Source organism: Paenibacillus qinlingensis (assembly GCF_013204845.1).
GTDB classification, from domain to species: Bacteria; Bacillota; Bacilli; order Paenibacillales; family NBRC-103111; genus Paenibacillus_E; species Paenibacillus_E qinlingensis.
Genome location: NZ_JABMKY010000002.1, coordinates 344,399 through 363,788, shown reverse-complemented (window position 1 = coordinate 363,788; position 19,390 = coordinate 344,399). Strand labels below are relative to the sequence as shown.

Sequence of the window (19,390 nt, the reverse complement as noted above, 5' to 3'; positions counted from 1 at the left end):
ACTCCTTTACTTACATTAGTTCTATGTTAAAAAGTAATATTTACGATTAAAATCATATGCTAAATCGGTATTTCTTGCAAGCATGTTATTGACAGCCTAGAAAAAGCAGGATATATTACTCGTTGTAATGCGTAAATTTTACTATTAGACGAACGCGATATGAACAGAGATTAGTTAAGTTTCCTAGTAGGTGAACTAGCTTCCATTTATTCTATGATGTATTCGTAAAATTTACGCATAAATTTGAAGGGGGGGTTGAAAGTCATGTTAATTGTCTCCATGCAGCAGGTGGAGTTTGGTTATGTGGATATTCCTTGTATTCAAGATGCACAATTAGACATTCAGTCTGGTGAATTTGTTGCTGTTATCGGACCCAATGGCGCGGCAAAATCAACCTTGCTTAAACTCATGTTAGGTTTGATAGTGCCATGGAAAGGCCGAGTGTTCTTATCGCAGACGAATTCGAAAGGAGAGAAACTGCAAGTAGGTTACGTATCTCAACAGATCGCAGGTTTCAATAGCGGTTTTCCAAGTAACATCTTGGAGTTTGTGCGCTCAGGTAGATTTTCACGGATACCTTTGTTTAGCAAACTACGCAAGGAAGATAAAGACATTACGGAAACAACCCTTCGCCAATTGGGGATGTGGGATATGCGTAAGCGTAGAATCGGCGAATTATCAGGTGGCCAGAAGCAGCGGATTTGCATAGCTCGAGCACTATCGCAAGAGCCAGATCTGCTTGTACTGGATGAGCCCACGACAGGTATGGATTATGAAAGCCGGATTGGATTTTATCAACTGATGCATGTTCAAGCAAAGACGCTTGGCAGAACGGTTGTTATGGTCACACATAATCTGGAAGAAGTCTCTCCGTACATAAACAGAGTCATTGCATTAGAACGAAAGGAGGAAGGAGGATGGAAATGCTGCACTACGACTTCATGCAACGGGCATTTTGTGCCGGTGGGCTAATTGCGATTATCGCTTCGTTACTAGGTGTGTATCTGATGCTTCGCCGACAAGCGTTAATGGCCGATATGCTCTCACACGTTTCGTTAGCTGGTGTGGCTGGTGGCGCATTTATCCATATTCATCCAACATTAGGCGGCTTTGTTGTAGCGACGCTAGGTGCTGTCCTTGTTGAATACGTAAGGCGATCGTATAGGTCCTTTAGTGAGATTTCAGTCGCTATCATTATGATTGGAGGGTTATCTTCAGCTGTTATTATCATGAGCTTAAGTCCCAGTATGAACAAGGGTTTATCTGCCTATTTATTCGGGTCCGTCGTGGCTGTGAATGAAACAGAACTTGTACTCATGTTTATTGTGGCAGTAATCGGCGGCTTATTCTTCTTTCTGTTCCGTCGTCAACTGTACCAAATCACATTCGACGAAGATACCGCGAGAACGAATGGTATTCCTGTAAAATGGATTTCACTCGGATTTAGCGTCTTAACAGGAATGATTGTTTCGGCTGCTATGCCAATCGTTGGGGTACTCCTAGTTTCGTCGCTCATCGTTCTTCCAGCAGCCTTAGCCATACGCATTGCGCGTAGTTTTACAGCCTCTCTTCTGATTGCCATGGGAGTGGGGGTCCTCGGTGTGTTTTCAGGCCTTACAGCTTCCTATACCTTCAGTACACCACCAGGTGGAACGATCGCGATTCTACTTTTGTTCCTACTTATTTTAGGCTTAGGAATCCAGAAAGCAGTCGTGCGATTTCGTAAGACAACGAATACAAATAACATTGAAGACAAGGTTCCCTTGCCTGTATTTCAAACCAATTAGGAGGAAAATTTTAAAATGAAATCGTTATGGGTTACAAGATCACTAATTTTCGCAGGTATATCAACCATACTGATGACGACAGGGTGCGCATCTAACGCTGTCTCAAGCGACGGTAAGCTGGATGTCGTCACGAGTTTTTATCCGATGTATGAATTCACAAAGCAAGTTGCCGGTGAGCACGCGAATGTTATCGCTCTAATTCCTGCGGGTTCAGAGCCGCATGATTGGGAGCCGAGTGCTAAGGATATGAAAAAAGTGAAGGAAGCTGATGTATTTATTTACAATGGCATTGTTGAAGGGTGGGCTGAGCAGGCCTTGCAAAGCGCCGCAAATACGAAGCGTGTTGTCGTTGAGGCGAGCAAGGGGATTGAACTAATACAAGGGTTGCATGAAGAGGAGGAAGAAGCGGAAGAAGATGGTCATAGTCATGATTTGGATCCTCATGTATGGTTATCCCCGCTTTTAGCTCAACATGAGGTTGAAGCAATTGCACAGGGTCTGATCACGGTAGATCCCGCACATAAAGACGATTATCGGAATAACGCTGATCTTTATATCACGAAGCTCAAGGCGTTGGATGAAACGTTCCGAGATACGCTTGCCAAGGTGAAACATAAAGAGTTCGTAACCCAACATGCCGCATTTGGTTATTTGGCCAAGGAATATGGTTTAACACAAGTCCCTATCGCCGGTCTTTCCCCGGAAGAAGAACCCGCGCCGGACAAAATGGCGGATATTATTCAATTCGCCAAAGAGAAGCAAGTGAAAACGATTTTTTTTGAAACGTTAGTTGATCCTAAGGTTGCAACAACGATTGCCAAGGAAATCAATGCCCATACGGATGTCCTAAATCCACTAGAGGGTCTAACAGCTGAGGATAAGAAGAAAAACTTGGATTACATTAGTGTGATGACGAACAATCTCCAAGCATTGAAGAATGCGTTAGATGAATAGCCATTCAGGATTAGCGAGAATAGCCAGTTGGGATGCAAACTGAAGTTTGCTTTTTATTTATCTCATATACGTAATAATTACCATTAAAAGAAAAGGGGGCATTGTCCATGCAGACAATTCCTGTGACAGTACTAAGCGGTTATTTGGGAGCCGGGAAAACAACCCTATTAAATCATATTCTACATAATCGAAATGGCTTGAAAGTAGCCGTTATCGTGAATGACTTAAGCGATGTTAACATCGATGCGGACCTCATTAGACAAGGCAATGGACTCTCTCGTACAGAAGAAAGCTTAATTGAAATGTCCAATGGTTGCATATGTTGCACCTTGCGTGATGATCTGTTGAAGGAAGTTGAACGACTTGCCATGGAAAACAAATTTGATTATATTCTGATCGAATCGACAGGTGTTGGTGAACCGTTGCCTGTTGCTCAAACTTTTACCTATTCGGATGAAGATCAAGGTATTGATCTTTCCGAGCTGTGTCGATTGGACTGTATGGTGACCGTTGTGGATGCTTTCCGATTCTGGACCGATTATTTCTCTGGCGAAACACTGCTCGAACGTAGTCAAGCTGTTGGTGAAGACGACACGCGTGAAGTTGTTGATCTGCTGATTGATCAGATTGAATTTTGTGATGTGCTAATTCTCAATAAGTGTGATAGGTTGGAAGCCGAGGAATTGAATGAGCTTGAAAGTGTGCTCCGGCTGCTACAACCTAGGGCAAAGTTTATTCGGGCTATACACGGCCAGATAGATCCTGCAGAAATTTTGAATACTCAGCTGTTTAATTTCGATGAAGCTAGCAGCTCACCTGGTTGGATGCGAGAATTGGAGAAAGAATCGCACACGCCTGAAACGGAAGAATACGGCATTACATCGTTTGTTTATGAAAGAGCTCGACCCTTCGAGCCCTCGAGACTGATGACTTGGATGGCAGATTGGCCAGCAGAAATCGTCAGATCCAAAGGGACTATGTGGTTGGCAACGCGCCATAATTACGCGCAAAGCCTCAGCCAAGCTGGCCCATCTATCCGGTTTGGGCCTTCGGGCTATTGGATCTCTGCACTTCCTGAAGCGGAAAGACTAGCAGTTATGGAAGAGGAAGCCGATGTACTCACACATTGGGATGACACCTATGGTGATCGGATTAATCAAATTGTTTTCATTGGGATTGATATGGATCGCGATGACATCACAACAACCCTTGATGCATGTTTATTGACAGATGCGGAGATGATCGCAGATTGGCGGGAATTCCGCGATGAACTGCCTAATATCATCATGGAAATAGAGGAAGAGTGTGTCCTATAGTTTTATTATGCTGAATGGTCGTTGATCAGCAGCGGCAACAAGCCAGCAAGCGAAGGCAGCGAAGGATGATGTAAGGCCCGAAAAGGGCCTTATCGGGTCTCCGCAGCCGCTCGCGAACGACCAATAGCGCCCCAAAAGGGCGCTATTGGTCTAGCATCGCTGCCATAGTGGCGTCTGTTAGAACAATCTCCTTGCCGTAACAAAACGCTTCTTCCATTTTTCATCGAAAGCCGTGAAGTGAACGCCATCCTCTTTGGAATACGTTTGAAGGATTTGACCATTGCCTGCATAAATACCTACATGACCGATATCGAGCCCGCGTGCCGTGAAAAACAGGAGATCCCCTTTGCGAATGTCCTCAAGCTTGACTTCTTTTCCTTGGTGGGCTTGGTCATAAGACACGCGCGGCAAATCCTTTGACAATACCTTGTCAAATACATATTGAACGAAAGATGAGCAATCGAATGTATTCGTTTGTCCAGAAGCAGCACCGAATTCGTAAGGTGTTCCAAGAAATTTGGACCCAAAAGTTATTAAAGCATCTGCTTGCTTCGTCGTTATCGACGTGGTCGAGTAATCGGAGTACATCGGGGCGGAGGAGATGAATCCGATTGTACCGTCTTGTGTTTGCACTTCCAACCATTCCGAGTTGATTTCACGAATGACGTGAATTTTTTCGGTTTTCGGAAGCATTCGAAGTATGTGGGTATCGTTATCTTTTTCTGGCGTATCGCGTAAATTGACACCATATAGAATCGTGCTTTCATAGTCGTGAACAGATGAAATGGTAATGGAGCGGGAGTAGTCATGCCATTTCACCAGATTACCTAGTGATTCACTAATAAAACGCAATGGCATCATCGTAAAGCCATCCATAATTTTGCCTGGGATGGGCAGCTCCAGTCGTTCTTTATTTTTATAAGCAAATGTGTCTCCGATTTGATAAGTTACTGTGGTGCCATCTTTCACGGCTGTTACTGTTCGCGTGTTCTCATTCCATGAAATTGTAGCGCCTTCTGCTTCAAATAGAGCACGCATCGGCACGAGGCTATATCCCTCTTCAATAACTGGCGATGTCTGAAAAGACAGCGGAAGCCCGTCCAAAAATACAGTAGGCGACGTATTCTCCTCAGCGTGTGCATGGGAGGCTTGGAAAATCATCATGCTCAGTAACGCTATATGGGCACCTCGAAAGATCTGTTTTTTAATTTTCATGATTGTACTCCTCATACTTTCGGTTAATGCCTATATATTTCGTTCAGCAAGATTTCCTTAAGTCCGTATAAGGGGGAGGGAAAGATTGGGAAGATTACGTGTGGGAGAAGTCTGACAATCGAAGCATCGGCGAAATGAAATAAAGAAGGCTGCCCTTAAAGTAGACGAATCTACTCGTTGGACAGCCTCTTTGACGGTGCGATAATTGATGGAGCTCTTGCCTTGAACCTTACTTCGCTAGGTAACTACCTCATCACAACATTGCAGTATAGATACTACAGGAAGTGGTATGCGGCACATCTCCTCGCCTCCATATGGATTCAATAACAAATTCCCTTGTGTAAATTGTCTGCGACACAACACCTCACCACTGCGTCACCGTCATAAAATATTATGTCCGCTCTTCTCAGGCAATATACACAGATTTGGTTAAAAGTTACCCGTTATGAATACATATAGAAGCAACAAGGAAAAGGGGTGATGTATATGCGCCCAGGCTACGGAATGTTCCAACAGCAAACAGCGAAGATGCGGATCACGCCTCAACTGCGTAAAGCGATTACGATCCTCCAACTATCGACACCGGAATTAATGGAAGTTATTCAACAAGAGGTAACTGATAACCCGGTATTGGAAATTGTCAGTCATACAGGGGACACAAACTTCACACCAACATTTTTCCATGGAGCTAGAAGAACTGAACTCATGTATGACCCTTTACTTCATATTGCATCGAACGAGGTATCCCTTGAACGGCATTTAAAGGAGCAATTAGGTTTTATAAAAAAAATACAGCCATCCCTTCGACGTACGGTCTCATTTATGATTGGAAATCTAGACCATAATGGTTATTTAGGATCTACCTTGCCTGAAATTTCTGAAGTGTGCAAAATCGATCTAGTTCAAGTGGAGGATGCGTTAAAGATTTTGCAGAGTTTCGAACCTCGCGGCGTAGGAGCACGAGATTTGAGGGAATGTTTGCTTCTTCAAGTCCAGTCGTTGGCGGATTCGTTTCCATTAGTGTCCTTATTAATTAAGAAACATTTGAATGAGATCGCCAATTACCATGTTCATAAATTAACAACTTTGCTGCAAGTGTCACCACAAGAAATTCAGGCTGCGATCGATGTAATCAAGGGACTGAACCCTAAACCTGGCGCAGTCTTTCATATAGAAACAGTTCATTATATAATTCCGGAAGTCATTATTGAAAGGGCAGGGGAACAGCTCGTTGTGCTGCTTCATCAAGCAGCATCATCGCGACTTTCAGTTAATGGGTATTATGAACGAATGGCCGAAGTAAATAGTGACAATTACGAGTTAACCAGGTTTCTTGCAGGCAAATTACATGCCGCGAAGTTCTTCCTGAAGTGTTTAGATCAAAGACGAAGAACGATAGTCCGAGTAACGCAAGCCATTGTAGAGGAGCAAAACGATTTTTTCTGGAAAGGAACCGGCCATCTCAAACCTATGACCTTAAAGCAGATTGGGGATAAATTAGGGGTACATGAATCAACGGTAAGCCGCGCTACAGCGGGGAAATACGCCCAAACCCCCTGGGGAATCTTTGAATTGAAGTACTTCTTTCCCTCAGGGCTGCAAATGGGTTTGGGCGAATCTGCATCATCAGAACATGTTAAATCGAAAATCAAGACGTGGATTAGTGGTGAAAATTCCAGAAAACCATACTCCGATCAAAAGCTGGCTGATCTTTTGAGGGAAGAGGGCATCTCCATTTCCCGGCGCACCATTACCAAGTATCGCGAAGAACTCGGTATTTCGTCTTCTGTAAGAAGGAAACGCATATAGTTGGATAAGGAGGAGCGTGCTCGCTAACCTATCACTTCAAGGATTTAGCCCATAAATTCATGTCCTCAAATTTATCATAAATATCACAATTTTTCGTAAGTCTGCCGTAATACCTGTACCCCATTTGATAGAAAACGGCATTCATACCGAAAGAAAGAGCCCTAGATAAAGAATAAGCGCAAGTAATATGCCGCGCAATCAATTCAGTTTCCAAGGCATGTATTAGCAGTCGCATGAGACCTTGATTACGATACGCCGGGAGCGTAGCACAATCCGTCATTTCAGCATTCGCGTAGATCGAATTGATCTCTGCGGAAGCAGCGCTTATGAGTTGATCCTGCGATTCGACGAGATAGTAAATCGTTCCATCTTGCATCGTTTTCTCCACATATAGGGAATCATTCATCGGCGTTGGATAGGTTTGGAAAATGTGGCTGTATAGAAGGGAGAGTTGTTCCGCATCTTCCAATCGAGCCAGACGCATAGTCATACTGTTCGGAATCAATGGACGATCGAGCTTAACTGGAAGCGTAAGTACCTGCTGAAGAATCTGATCTTCTTCCAGCCAATAGTCGCTTGTCCGGCGCTCCAAGTCATCATACATGGCCATACAGTAAGCATCACTGCCATTGAAATATCCTTTATAAATACCTTCCAGCATACATCCCTTCGATAAAAAGGACTGCCAATCCACTTCTCTTGATTTAATAAACACTTTGGTTAAAGCATGCGTTTTGGCCATTTCGACGACTCTTCTGTAAATGATATCTAAATTTCCCGAATAGTCATCCACCCGCAATCTTTTATTCGTAAAATCAAGGCAAAACGTAATCGCATAGTCAGTGCCGTTCTCTACTTCATTCAAATAGGTTGGCAGATCACTTGGCATCCAGCATCCCCCTTAACCCTCAAATTACTGCAAAATAATGACAACTGCCAAAAAATTTGCAGCTTTACCCTTACATCCAGCCTACGAAGTAAGCAAATACCCACCCTGAAAAGTTGGCATCTTTATTGCATTATAATCAGGTAGACCCAAAAAAGTACTATTAGGAAAGATATTCAGGGGTCCCCGCAAAGTAATAGGAATAAGCTACAAAGCATCACTTCACCTAATGGGGTAAATTTATGAAGGTAGGTGCACGCATATGAATTGCATGTGGTGTGAAACGGAAGATATCCGTGAAAGTGTGAAAGATTGCTACTGGATTATGCCCGACGGGAGATTAGCGGTTCAAATACTTGACATTCCTGCGCTTGAATGTCCCAACTGCCGTACGTATGTGTTAGAGAGCACTGCCCAGCAAATTGAAGAGACTTTATATTGGCATGATGTTTCTTCACTAGGGACCGCGTTTCGCTATGAAGATCTGTTAAAGGCACCGCGAGTGAAGAATTTGTTTCTCAAATAGAACCTTAGCTGCAAGAGATCTGTGGGGGTGCCTTATGAAACGGGAGTATGTCATCAAACCGGTTTTGGATCACCATTATCCCACGATTCAATATGGGAAAGGTGTTTATCTCTACGATGAACAAGGCAAAGCCTATATCGACGGATGTTCAGGAGCAGTGACAGCTGGCTTAGGGCACGGGGTGCAAGAAATCATTGATGCGATGATGGAGCAAGCGAACAAAGTATCTTTCGTCTATCGTTCACAGTTCACAAGTGAGCCCGCTGAGAAACTGGCAGAAAAGCTAAGCGATCTAGCCCCTGGCAACGATTACTGGACCTTCTTTGTGAACAGCGGATCAGAAGCGACAGAGACAGCGATGAAGATTGCCATCCAACATTGGCAGGAGAAAGGGAAACCGGGAAAAAATAAAGTGATTTCTAGGCGAATGAGCTATCACGGAATCACGCTAGGTGCACTTTCGATGTCGGGTCACGTTCTGAGAAGAAGGAGATTCATACCGTTATTAGAAGATTTCCCGGTGGTCATGCCGCCCTATTGCTACCGCTGTCCTTTGGGTAAAACGGTAGGGCATTGCCAATTAGCGTGTGCAGATGATTTGGCAACGGCGATCAAGCGGATCGGAGCGGAACATATCGCTGCATTCATAGCGGAGCCGATCATCGGAGCTGCAGGGGGAGCGATTGTACCGCCAGAAGGTTACTACAAGAAGATAAAAGCCATTTGCGAGCAGAATGACATCTTATTCATCGCCGATGAGGTCATGACAGGTATTGCTCGAACTGGAGCTATGTTCGGCATGCAGCACTATGAAGTGGAACCGGATCTCATGGCATTGGGCAAGGGGATGAGCGCTGGTTATACACCGATGGCAGCCACACTTGTCAAAGACCATGTGATGGAGCCGATTCTGAAGGGTACCAAAAGCATCATGTCTGGCCATACGTACAGCGCCAATCCGCAATCTGCGGCTGTATCTTTAGCTGTCCTTTCGTATATCGAGAAGCACCAGTTAGTCAGTGCAGCAGAAAGCAAAGGCGATTATCTATTGAACTCGCTGAGACAATTGGCACATGGGATTGAGATAATCGGTGATGTGAGAGGCAAAGGGCTGCTTCTAGCCATTGAATTTATTGCGGATCGGACTGACAAACGACCATTTCCACCTGGCTTAGGTGTTACGTCTCGGATCATCGAGAATGCCTTTCAGAAAGGGTTACTTATATATCCTGCTGCTGGTGCGATCGACGGAGAGGGGGATGCAATTATTATCGCACCACCTTTGATTATCTCCGAAGAGGAAATGGACCAACTTGTGCGGATATTGGCTGAATCCATTCGCGAAATTATGGCGGAGCTTACCCCATCCACAGCGGAGGAGATATGATGGTACCAACAGAGAAATCATGTGTGAACGAAGGCGACGGCAAAGTAAGAAGCTTGGACGAAGCTCTTGAAACGATATCGAATGGTTGTACTTTGATGTTTGGCGGGTTTGGAGGAATCGGAACGCCGCCAACATTAGTCGAGGGTATCCTCCAAAAAGGCGTTGATAACCTTACCATTATTGGAAATGATACGGGCTTTCCCCACATCGGCATAGGATGTTTAGTCACCGCAGGTCGCGTGAAGAAAGTCATCGCTTCCCATATCGGCTCTAATCCTAACGCTGGTCAAATGATGGAGCAGGGCACCATGGAGGTCGTCTTTTACCCGCAAGGAACACTATGTGAAAAAATTCGGGCCGGCGGTGTTGGATTAGGAGGAATCTTGGTGGATGTCGGCGTCGGAACGATCATGGAGCAAGGAAAGGACACTGTGTCTATCGACGAGAAAACGTATCTGGTAGAGCCGGCACTGACAGCGGATGTGGCCATCGTTCATGCCCGGAAAGCCGATCCTTACGGGAATCTCATCTACGATAAAAGCGGCAGAAATCTAAATCCGCTAGTTGCCATGGCCGGCAAAATTACGATCGCCGAAGTCGACGAAATTGTTCCACTCGGCGAGCTGGACCCTGAAAGTATCGTCACGCCAGGTATTTTCGTGGATATGGTGATCTTGAGCAGAGGGGTGACTTGGGAATGGGTATGGGAAAAGAAACCCGCGACCGAATAGCTAAGCGGGCTGCTCAAGAATTGAAGAATGGCATGGCCGTCAACTTAGGCATCGGTATTCCGACGAAGGTTGCGGATTATGTGCCCCAAGGGATTCAAGTCGTTTTTCATGCAGAGAATGGCATATTAAGTGCTGGTGGTGCGCCACTTCCTGGGGAGGAAGACGCTTTTCTGTGTAACGCAGGCGGATATCCCATCACGATTCATCCTGGTGCTTCCTATTGCGATAGTGCGATCGCTTTTGCCATGATACGAAGAGGCTGTATAGATATTACGATCCTTGGGGCGCTAGAGGTAAGTGAGCGAGGGGATCTGGCGAATTGGATCGTACCTGGAAAACGGGTAGCGGGAATCGGAGGAGCGATGGAGCTTGCGCAAAAAGCAAAAAAAGTTATCGTTCTGATGAACCATGTCAACCGAAATGGCGAGTCTAAGGTTAAAAAGCAATGCGACCTGCCTCTAACCGCAGTAGCCTGTGTGAAATTAATCATTACGGAAATGGCTGTTATGGAGGTTTCGGAGCAAGGGTTGATTTTAAAAGAAGTCATGTTGCCCTACACGGTTGAAGAGGTCGTTCGCCATACGGAAGCTGCCCTGCATATTCCTGAAACCGTACTATACATCCCGTAATTTATCAGAAAAAGGCTTGAAGGAGGGAATTCCTTTGCCTAAACATCTTGTTGAGTTGCAAAAGCACATTCATGAATGGATAAGTCTTCATCGTGAGGAAAGTACAGATTTTCTTCGGAAGTTGGTAAGCATGCCCAGTACGCAGGGGAATGAGCAGAGGGCTCAATTCCTCATTGCCGATAAATTGTTGGAGCTAGCACTCGAAGTAGAGCTCTGGGAACCGGACGGTGAGGCACTGGCTTCACATCCCTATTTTTGCTCCCCAAGAAATCATTTTACAGGGAGTCCGAATGTTGTTGGAGTATGGAAAGGCGTCGGGGGAGGACGTTCTCTCTTGTTGAATGGACATATGGATGTTGTGCCAGAAGGAAATCGAGCGCAATGGCACGATGATCCATGGAGCGGTCAAGTGGTGGATGGGAAGTTGTATGGTCGCGGGGCGACAGATATGAAAGGCGGGAACGTCTCTCTGCTTATCGCTATCGAGGCTGTACAGAGTCTAGGTATCCAGTTGAAAGGCGATGTTATTTTCGAAAGTGTCATTGAAGAAGAAAGTGGAGGGGCAGGGACCTTAGCGGCGATTGTAAAAGGTTATAAAGCCGATGCAGCACTCATTCCTGAACCTACCAATATGCGGATTTTTCCAAAGCAGCAGGGCTCCATGTGGTTCCGTATTGAGGTGAAAGGACGCTCGGCGCATGGTGGGACACGGTATGAAGGCGTTAGTGCAATTGAGAAAAGTATCGCTGTCATCGAGCATATTAGAGCTCTTGAGGTGGAACGGAATGCACGGATTACAGATCCGTTATATGCGAATAACCCAATTCCGATTCCCATTAATATCGGTGTTATACAAGGCGGTAATTGGCCATCGTCCGTCTCCGATACGGTTAAGTTGGAAGGGCGTATGGGTGTCGCACCAGAGGAAACACTTGATGGCGCTAAGGAAGAAATGCTTCGATGGATAGCGAGGCTAAGTGAGAAAGATCCCTGGTTCAAAGCGCATCCACCAAGTGTGGAGTGGTTCGGCGCGCAATGGGTACCAGGCAGTGTCGATCCCGAACATGCTTTCATGCAGGTGCTTATGCAGCAATTCCGTGCGGTTAAACAGGTGGAACCCGTAATCGAAGCTTCCCCATGGGGGACAGACGGCGGATTGCTTACTCAAGTTGGTGATACTCCTTGTATCGTTTTTGGCCCAGGAATCACACAAGTTGCGCATTATCCGAATGAGTACATTGAGATGGAACATGTATTCGAGTCTGCGGAGATAATCGCCTTGACCATCATTCAGTGGTGTGGATTGGATGAGGCGGAGGCATAGGGATGCTGTGTTTGATGGCGGAGGGGGTTTGGCAGCACCAAAAAAGCACCTCAAATAGGTGCTTTTTTGTATATATGGATGGTTTGCACCTGCTCCTGCAGGTACGCCTCATGCACTCTGACACAATAAATGGAAAACATACAGCTAATTTCAACCCGATTCCGCCAAATCTGAGTTTAGCTGGAAAACCTCCAGTTATTTTAGGCAAGTTGAGGCATTTTGGGGAATTATCACTGAATTACCTGCAGGAAATCCAGTTATTTCCCTCTGGAGTGTAAATTTCGCCAAATTAGCTACAGGAAATCCAGTTATTCACTGACCTGAACTGTATAAATGCAGAAATTTCGGCTATTCAATTGGCAACTCTGTTGCACTCACTTTTTTCTCTTTCTGCTGAGCTTTCATCAATTTATCCTTCATTTCATCCCGCATCGGGCGTCGATCTTTCAGCGACAAGTGATCTGGTGTATCCTGATACGCCTTCCTTCTGCCGATTCGGCGCAAATTTTCTGGCACTAAGTTGAATTTTTCATCTTTCATGAGGGCGATAATACCGGTGCTTTCCGGTTGTTTTTGAATGCCATAGATTTCGTTGAAATATTCGTCTGCACGGCCTGGTATATAGTTTTTCGGCTCGGGGTAACCCACGATAACACCTTCATAATTGCGCAGAATCACCTTATCCTGACTTTGTGAGATGAGATAGTTGGGTTGAAGTGCGATTTTCCCTCCACCACCAGGCGCGTCAACGACGAAGGTAGGTACCGCATACCCTGAAGTGTGACCGCGAAGTGATTCAATAATTTCAAGCCCCTTGGAAACCGGTGCGCGGAAATGGCCGATGCCCTCGGATAAATCACATTGATAAATGTAGTAGGGACGTACACGAATCTTCACCAGATCATGCATGAGCTTCTTCATAATATAGGTACTATCGTTGATACCTGCGAGAATGACGGATTGATTGCCAAGAGGAACGCCAGCGTTCGCGAGCATTTCGCAGGACTTTTTGGCTTCTTCCGTAATTTCCAAAGGATGATTAAAGTGTGTATTTAACCATACGGGGTGATATTTGCGAATAATATTGCACAGATGCTCCGTAATTCGCTGCGGGAAAACAACTGGAGCCCTAGTGCCGATACGAATGATTTCCACATGGGGGATTGCCCGCAAATTTTTCAAAATATACTCCAAAATATTATCGTTAATTAATAAACCATCTCCACCAGACAGCAAGACGTCGCGTACTTCAGGTGTATTGCGAATATAAGCAATCGCATCATCCAGCTGTTTTTTCGGAACGCCCATCCCAACTTGACCCGAGAAACGGCGGCGGGTGCAGTATCTGCAGTACATGGAGCACTGATTCGTTACCAAGAACAGCACCCTGTCAGGGTAGCGATGTGTTAATCCAGGAGTAGGGGAGTCTTCATCTTCAAAAAGAGGATCTTCAAGATCATATTTGGTTTTCAATAATTCAGCAGAAATTGGAACGGATTGCATACGAATTGGACATCGTGGATCATCGGGATTCATCAATGAGGCATAGTAAGGCGTAATATTTAAAGGGATCGTTTGCGTTGAAATGCGAACGCCTTCTTCTTCCTCAGGTGTTAAATTCACGACCTTCTTCAGATCATCTAACGTTCGAATGGTATGTGTCAGCTGCCACAGCCAATCATTCCATTGCTCATCTGTCACATGTTTCCATAGCTCAACTTGCTTCCAGTTACGTCGTTCCATCATTGCACCTCCAACATGAATATCTTCTCATGATTAGTAAGATGCAAGAAGGATGCCAACATTTGATTTTCCATATTAAAAAGAAAAAACTCCTCACGGAGTCTCATGAATCGTATGATGTTCAAGGCTTTCTGAGGATGCCGTACCGATTCAGCTTATACTGTAAGGCTTGGCGCTTAATCCCAAGCGCTTGCGCGGTGAGCGTGATGTTATATTGATGACTAGCTAACGCATCCGTAATTGTTTCTTTCTCCATTTGCTTTACTTTATCAGTTAATCTACGGGATGAGAAATCTTCTATAGGGTCGCTGTGAGGACTGGATCGAAGCGTAGTTGTTCCTGTATTACCTTGGAGATATGCGGGTAGGTGATGATCCTCAATTCGTTCACATTCCAGCTCCATCATATTGTAGGTGGATTCGATTGCATGACTTAATTCACGTATGTTGCCTGGCCAATGGTAGTTCAGTAAGGTTGCCAACGCGGATGGGGAGACGCCATTAATTTTCATGCCGAATAGGTGATTGAATTTGTTAATAAAATGGGAAATGAGGAGCGGAATATCGTCTTTTCTGTGACCTAGAGGAGGTAGGTGCAGATTCACGACATTGAGCCGGTAATACAGATCGCTTCTAAGCAAGCCTTTGGCTAATGCTTCCTTCGGATCGATGTTCATGGCGGTAATGATGCGGACGTCGACTTGCTGCTCATGCGTTCCTCCGACACGGCGAACGATGCCGTCTTGCAGGACTCGCAATAATTTGGCCTGCAGCAATAAATCCAAGCTATTTAATTCATCTAGAAAAAGTGTTCCCCCGTTAGCTTGCTCGAATAATCCAGCGCGATCAATTGCGCCGGTAAACGCGCCTCTAGCGGTTCCGAACATAATCCCTTCCATCAGCTCGTTAGGCACTGCTGCGCAGTTCTGAGCAATAAATAGTCGGTTCCGACGGGCACCTGCATTGTGAATACTTTGGGCGAACAATTCCTTTCCTGTGCCCGTTGGTCCTGATATCAGAACGGGCGAGCTTGTTCGTGATGCCTTTTTAGCGAAAGCGATGGTATGCAAGAAGGTTTCACTTTGCCCGATTAAATCACTGAAATGGTAACGGGCAGCGCTTGCATTTTTTTTATCCTTGGACGGTGATTCGTAGATTTGATGCCTAAGATCCAAGATCTGATCATGGAGATGAACAATACTTGTGATATCCTTGGCTACTTCTAAAGCGCCGATGATTTCGCCATTGTCCAGAAGGGGATACGTACTATTAATGGTTGTAATTCTTCTCCCAGTTACGTTCACATACGTTTGAATTTTTTCGCGGATTTCAATTCCTGTTTGTAATACTTTCATGAAAGTGCTTGTTTCGTTCGTTAGTGAAGGGAAGAGGTCAAAGAAGTTTTTCCCTATCACTTGTTCCCTTTTGAAACCATCCGTCTCTGCCATCTTCTCATTATAAAAAATAGTGATTCCCTTGTTATCAATTAGGTGAACACCGACATCAATGATCGTCAGCATCTGCTCAAAATATTTCGATCCATGATCGTTCTGCTCGGACATTTGGTTCACCCGCCTCACGAAGGATGGTTCAGTGGTTCAATTAACAGCTTATGATCGTAAGCCAGGAAACATGACACGGACATGATTTGCAGCTGATCTGCATAGAAATCGAGTGAAACGCAATAACAATGCTTGGATGCTTCTACGACGACATTGATAAAAAGGTGGGTTTCCTGTGAACACACAAGTCTATCGGCCCAAGAATCCAGTACGATTTGTTACGGCGGCAGCTTTGTTTGATGGACATGATGCGACCATTCATATTATACGTAGGATTTTACAAGCGTCAGGAGTTGAAGTGATCCATCTGGGTCACAATCGATCCGCCCAGGAAGTCGTCCATGCAGCCATCCAAGAAGATGTGCAAGGTATTGCAATAAGCACCTATCAAGGGGGGCATATTGAATATTTGACTTATATGTTTGACCTTCTTCAGCTAAAAGGTGCCGGGCACATTAAAATATTCGCAGGCGGTGGAGGCGTCATTGTTCCCTCCGAGATCCATCATTTGCACCAATATGGTATTGCCAAAATCTTCTCCCCCGACGATGGACGAGAACTTGGGCTTCAAGGGATGATCAATCACATGATTCGAGAAGTTGATTACCCTACGCCAAGGCAGCTTCCATCTCATATAGATGACTTACACATTTCAAAAGAAAATCATTGGAGCTTGGTAGCGAGCATGATAACTGCGGCTGAGGAAGTTGCTGGCACCGAACAATGGGAGCAATTAGTATCCATTATAGCTAATAAACAAGCCTCTCAGGCACCGGTACTGGGCATCACAGGTACAGGAGGGGCAGGGAAGAGTACGCTGACGGATGAGCTTGTAAGGCGGTTTCTCGCCCGTTATCCAGATAGAAGCATTGCAATCATATCAATTGATCCTTCCAAAATGAAAACAGGTGGTGCACTCCTGGGTGACCGAATCCGTATGAATGCTATCAACAGCCCGAGGGTGTATATGCGCAGCTTAGCAACTCGAGGCGCGAAGTCTGAACTAAGTCTTGCGACCAAGGAAGCCATACAAGTGGTTCAAGCTGCTGGTTATCAGATGGTGATCGTGGAGACCAGTGGGATTGGACAAGGTGATTCCGCGATCGTAAAGCTATGTGATGTGGCGATGTATGTGATGACAAGTGAATTTGGTGCAGCGACTCAGTTGGAGAAAATAGATATGATCGATTACGCCGATATGGTAGTTATCAATAAATTTGATCGACGTGGTTCCGAGGACGCTTTGCGTGATGTGCGTAAACAATTCCAAAGAAGTCACGGTTTATTTGATACTCCTGTTCAGGAAATGCCTGTATTTGGCACGATGGCTAGTCAATTCAATGACACAGGAACAATTGTTCTATTCAATGAAGTTATGAAGCTCATTGCAATGAAAACTGGCGGAGATTGGCCAATCGATGAGCAAGAGAATTTGCAACTGGTTTCAAGCAAGAATGTGATCATACCACCCAATCGTACCGGTTACCTCGGAGACATCGTGCGAACGATCCGCACGTATAAAAGATTTACAATTGAGCAGGTAGGGATTGCGCGTAAATTATATCAACTACGGGGAACGAAAGCACTGATGCTATCTGAGCATCCTAGTTTGTTTAACTCCGGGGAAGAAGCAGAGGCGATGTTAGGCAAGATCGATGACATGATCGCACATTATCAGGTATATCTTCATCCATCATGTCTCAAGCTGCTTCAAGAATGGCCGCAAATTCGTGACACCTACACACAGGATGAACTCGTTACTCGCGTTCGCGATCGTGAGTTAAGATCTGCCTTGTTTACTGAATCGCTATCTGGAAATAAGATACCCAAAATCAGTTTGCCGAGGTACGAAGATGAGGGGGAAATCCTTCAGTGGTTGCTGAAAGAAAATTTGCCAGGATACTTTCCTTTCACGGCAGGCGTGTTTCCTTTTAAACGAACGAATGAAGAGCCTAAGCGGCAATTTGCCGGTGAAGGAACACCAGCGCGCACCAACCGACGATTCCACTATTTATGTCAAAATGAAGAAGCGAAACGATTGTCAACGGCATTTGACAGTGTCACCTTATACGGTCATGATCCCGATTATCGCCCCGATATTTATGGGAAAATAGGGAATAGTGGAGTAAATGTGTGCACATTAACTGATATGACTAAGCTGTATGCTGGATTTGATTTATGTCATCCTTCCACAAGCGTTTCTATGACCATTAATGGACCTGCGCCGATGATTTTGGCCATGTTCATGAACACGGCGATTCAGCAGCAAGTACAAAAATTTGTTCAGAACACAGGGAATCAACCTACGGATGAAGAGTATGCTCAAATAAAAGCGTCGACGCTTCAAACCGTTCGTGGTACCGTGCAAGCGGATATTTTGAAAGAGGATCAAGGGCAAAATACGTGCATATTCTCAACAGAATTCGCATTGAAAATGATGGGTGATATGCAGCAATATTTTATAGATCATAAGGTGCAAAACTACTATTCCGTCTCTATTAGCGGGTATCATATTGCAGAAGCGGGAGCAAACCCCATAACGCAGTTAGCTTTTACATTAGCAAATGGATTTACATTTCTAGAATATTATTTGAGCCGCGGTATGCATGTCGACGAGTTTGCGCCGAATTTATCTTATTTTTTCAGCAACGGACTCGACCCGGAATATACCGTCATGGGCAGGGTTGCACGCCGTATCTGGTCTACAGTCATCCGAAATCAATATGGCGGTAATGAGCGTAGTCAGAAGTTAAAGTACCATATTCAAACGTCAGGCCGCTCCTTACATGCGCAGGAGATGGATTTCAATGATATCCGTACCAGTCTGCAAGCACTCATGGCGATTTACGATAATTGCAATTCCTTGCATACGAACGCCTATGATGAAGCAATTACGACGCCGACAGAGAATTCCGTACGCAGAGCGATGGCGATTCAATTGATCATTAATAAGGAATTAGGCTTAACGAAAAACGAGAATCCACTGCAAGGCGCTTTTATAGTGGATGATCTAACGGATCTTGTAGAGGAAGCCGTGTTAGTTGAGTTCGAGCGAATTCATGAACGTGGCGGCGTGTTAGGGGCCATGGAAACCCAATATCAACGCGGTAAGATCCAAGAAGAATCACTTTTGTATGAAGGCAAAAAGCATAGCGGAGAGCTGCCGATTATCGGTGTGAATACGTTCATTAAGCCGAGCGATGATCAGCCTGCTGTCGATATGGAGTTGGCACGTTCAACCATTGAGGAGAAGGAAACGCAAATTGCTGGGCTTCTAGCGTTTCATGAACAGCACAAGTTCGCGTGTCCTGCAGCTCTTGAACGATTAAAGCAGACGGCCCGCAATAACGGAAACCTATTCGAAGAACTGATGGAAACGGTTCAAGTAGCATCGCTCGGGCAAATCACCAATGCCTTATATGAAGTAGGCGGACAGTATCGCAGAAATATGTAAATTTGAAAAAAATAATAGAATCATATAGCTCATCCGTCCATTCCATGTTATATATGTAAAGAACCAAA

The 19,390-nt window shown here is 45.0% G+C and carries 15 protein-coding genes; 11 read left to right on the top strand and 4 right to left on the bottom strand.

Annotated elements, in window-relative coordinates:
* The first annotated feature begins 264 nt into the window (after positions 1-264).
* The 4 genes from HQN88_RS05020 (at position 265) to HQN88_RS05005 (ending at position 4,057) form a co-directional block, all read left to right on the top strand.
* Entirely contained in the window at positions 265-972 is a 708-nt protein-coding gene (locus HQN88_RS05020) for a metal ABC transporter ATP-binding protein (protein ID WP_173109138.1), read from the top strand.
* The gene (locus tag HQN88_RS05015; RefSeq protein WP_173109137.1) at positions 918-1,787 is read left to right on the top strand and encodes a metal ABC transporter permease; all 870 of its coding nucleotides are present in this window, start codon (positions 918-920) and stop codon (positions 1,785-1,787) included. Before HQN88_RS05020 ends, HQN88_RS05015 begins: the two co-directional genes overlap by 55 nt.
* 15 nt (positions 1,788-1,802) lie before the next feature.
* Positions 1,803-2,741: a metal ABC transporter substrate-binding protein gene (locus HQN88_RS05010; RefSeq protein ID WP_173109136.1), complete on the top strand. Its 939-nt coding sequence runs from the start codon at positions 1,803-1,805 to the stop codon at positions 2,739-2,741.
* Positions 2,742-2,848: 107 nt separating this feature from the next.
* Positions 2,849-4,057: a GTP-binding protein gene (locus HQN88_RS05005; RefSeq protein ID WP_173109135.1), complete on the top strand. Its 1,209-nt coding sequence runs from the start codon at positions 2,849-2,851 to the stop codon at positions 4,055-4,057.
* A 177-nt stretch (positions 4,058-4,234) separates the two neighbouring features.
* Here the strand turns inward: HQN88_RS05005 and HQN88_RS05000 are convergent, their stop codons facing one another.
* Complete coding sequence (locus HQN88_RS05000; protein ID WP_173109134.1) at positions 4,235-5,272, bottom strand: stalk domain-containing protein; 1,038 nt, start codon at positions 5,270-5,272, stop codon at positions 4,235-4,237.
* 486 nt (positions 5,273-5,758) lie between these two features.
* Between HQN88_RS05000 and rpoN the strand changes: the two genes are divergently transcribed.
* Complete coding sequence (gene rpoN / locus HQN88_RS04995; protein ID WP_173109133.1) at positions 5,759-7,081, top strand: RNA polymerase factor sigma-54; 1,323 nt, start codon at positions 5,759-5,761, stop codon at positions 7,079-7,081.
* A 31-nt stretch (positions 7,082-7,112) separates the two neighbouring features.
* Here rpoN and ablB read toward each other — a convergent pair whose 3' ends face one another.
* The gene (gene ablB, locus HQN88_RS04990) at positions 7,113-7,970 is read right to left on the bottom strand and encodes a putative beta-lysine N-acetyltransferase (RefSeq protein WP_173109132.1); all 858 of its coding nucleotides are present in this window, start codon (positions 7,968-7,970) and stop codon (positions 7,113-7,115) included.
* Between the two features lie 259 nt (positions 7,971-8,229).
* Between ablB and HQN88_RS04985 the strand changes: the two genes are divergently transcribed.
* From HQN88_RS04985 to HQN88_RS04965, 5 genes are read left to right on the top strand one after another with little or no spacing between them, the layout of a single operon-like run.
* On the top strand, positions 8,230-8,493 hold the full coding sequence (locus tag HQN88_RS04985) for a YokU family protein (RefSeq protein WP_173109131.1): 264 nt from the start codon (positions 8,230-8,232) through the stop codon (positions 8,491-8,493).
* A gap of 34 nt (positions 8,494-8,527) precedes the next feature.
* Complete coding sequence (locus HQN88_RS04980; protein WP_173109130.1) at positions 8,528-9,880, top strand: aspartate aminotransferase family protein; 1,353 nt, start codon at positions 8,528-8,530, stop codon at positions 9,878-9,880.
* Entirely contained in the window at positions 9,877-10,611 is a 735-nt protein-coding gene (locus HQN88_RS04975; protein ID WP_420794200.1) for a CoA transferase subunit A, read from the top strand. Before HQN88_RS04980 ends, HQN88_RS04975 begins: the two co-directional genes overlap by 4 nt.
* Complete coding sequence (locus HQN88_RS04970; protein ID WP_173109129.1) at positions 10,578-11,240, top strand: 3-oxoacid CoA-transferase subunit B; 663 nt, start codon at positions 10,578-10,580, stop codon at positions 11,238-11,240. Before HQN88_RS04975 ends, HQN88_RS04970 begins: the two co-directional genes overlap by 34 nt.
* Before the next feature lie 34 nt (positions 11,241-11,274).
* Entirely contained in the window at positions 11,275-12,564 is a 1,290-nt protein-coding gene (locus tag HQN88_RS04965) for a peptidase (RefSeq protein WP_420794199.1), read from the top strand.
* Between the two features lie 348 nt (positions 12,565-12,912).
* Here HQN88_RS04965 and kamA read toward each other — a convergent pair whose 3' ends face one another.
* Together kamA and HQN88_RS04955 are read right to left on the bottom strand one after the other, a co-directional pair.
* On the bottom strand, positions 12,913-14,310 hold the full coding sequence (gene kamA / locus HQN88_RS04960; RefSeq protein ID WP_173109128.1) for a lysine 2,3-aminomutase: 1,398 nt from the start codon (positions 14,308-14,310) through the stop codon (positions 12,913-12,915).
* A gap of 118 nt (positions 14,311-14,428) precedes the next feature.
* Entirely contained in the window at positions 14,429-15,868 is a 1,440-nt protein-coding gene (locus HQN88_RS04955) for a sigma-54 interaction domain-containing protein (RefSeq protein ID WP_173109127.1), read from the bottom strand.
* Positions 15,869-16,043: 175 nt separating this feature from the next.
* Between HQN88_RS04955 and icmF the strand changes: the two genes are divergently transcribed.
* A complete protein-coding gene (gene icmF, locus HQN88_RS04950) occupies positions 16,044-19,322 on the top strand; it encodes a fused isobutyryl-CoA mutase/GTPase IcmF (RefSeq protein ID WP_173109126.1) in 3,279 nt (1,092 codons plus the stop codon).
* Positions 19,323-19,390: the final 68 nt, after the last annotated feature.

Excerpts from the sequence above, each read along its gene's own strand:
- HQN88_RS05015 (WP_173109137.1), top strand. The coding sequence starts at position 918 with ATGGAAATGCTGCACTACGACTTCATGCAACGGGCATTTTGTGCCGGT.
- HQN88_RS04970 (WP_173109129.1), top strand. The coding sequence starts at position 10,578 with ATGGGTATGGGAAAAGAAACCCGCGACCGAATAGCTAAGCGGGCTGCT.
- HQN88_RS05020 (WP_173109138.1), top strand. The coding sequence starts at position 265 with ATGTTAATTGTCTCCATGCAGCAGGTGGAGTTTGGTTATGTGGATATT.
- HQN88_RS05000 (WP_173109134.1), bottom strand. The coding sequence starts at position 5,272 with ATGAAAATTAAAAAACAGATCTTTCGAGGTGCCCATATAGCGTTACTG.
- HQN88_RS05010 (WP_173109136.1), top strand. The coding sequence starts at position 1,803 with ATGAAATCGTTATGGGTTACAAGATCACTAATTTTCGCAGGTATATCA.
- rpoN (WP_173109133.1), top strand. The coding sequence starts at position 5,759 with ATGCGCCCAGGCTACGGAATGTTCCAACAGCAAACAGCGAAGATGCGG.
- HQN88_RS04975 (WP_420794200.1), top strand. The coding sequence starts at position 9,877 with ATGATGGTACCAACAGAGAAATCATGTGTGAACGAAGGCGACGGCAAA.
- HQN88_RS05005 (WP_173109135.1), top strand. The coding sequence starts at position 2,849 with ATGCAGACAATTCCTGTGACAGTACTAAGCGGTTATTTGGGAGCCGGG.
- HQN88_RS04955 (WP_173109127.1), bottom strand. The coding sequence starts at position 15,868 with ATGTCCGAGCAGAACGATCATGGATCGAAATATTTTGAGCAGATGCTG.
- ablB (WP_173109132.1), bottom strand. The coding sequence starts at position 7,970 with ATGCCAAGTGATCTGCCAACCTATTTGAATGAAGTAGAGAACGGCACT.
- kamA (WP_173109128.1), bottom strand. The coding sequence starts at position 14,310 with ATGATGGAACGACGTAACTGGAAGCAAGTTGAGCTATGGAAACATGTG.
- HQN88_RS04985 (WP_173109131.1), top strand. The coding sequence starts at position 8,230 with ATGAATTGCATGTGGTGTGAAACGGAAGATATCCGTGAAAGTGTGAAA.
- HQN88_RS04980 (WP_173109130.1), top strand. The coding sequence starts at position 8,528 with ATGAAACGGGAGTATGTCATCAAACCGGTTTTGGATCACCATTATCCC.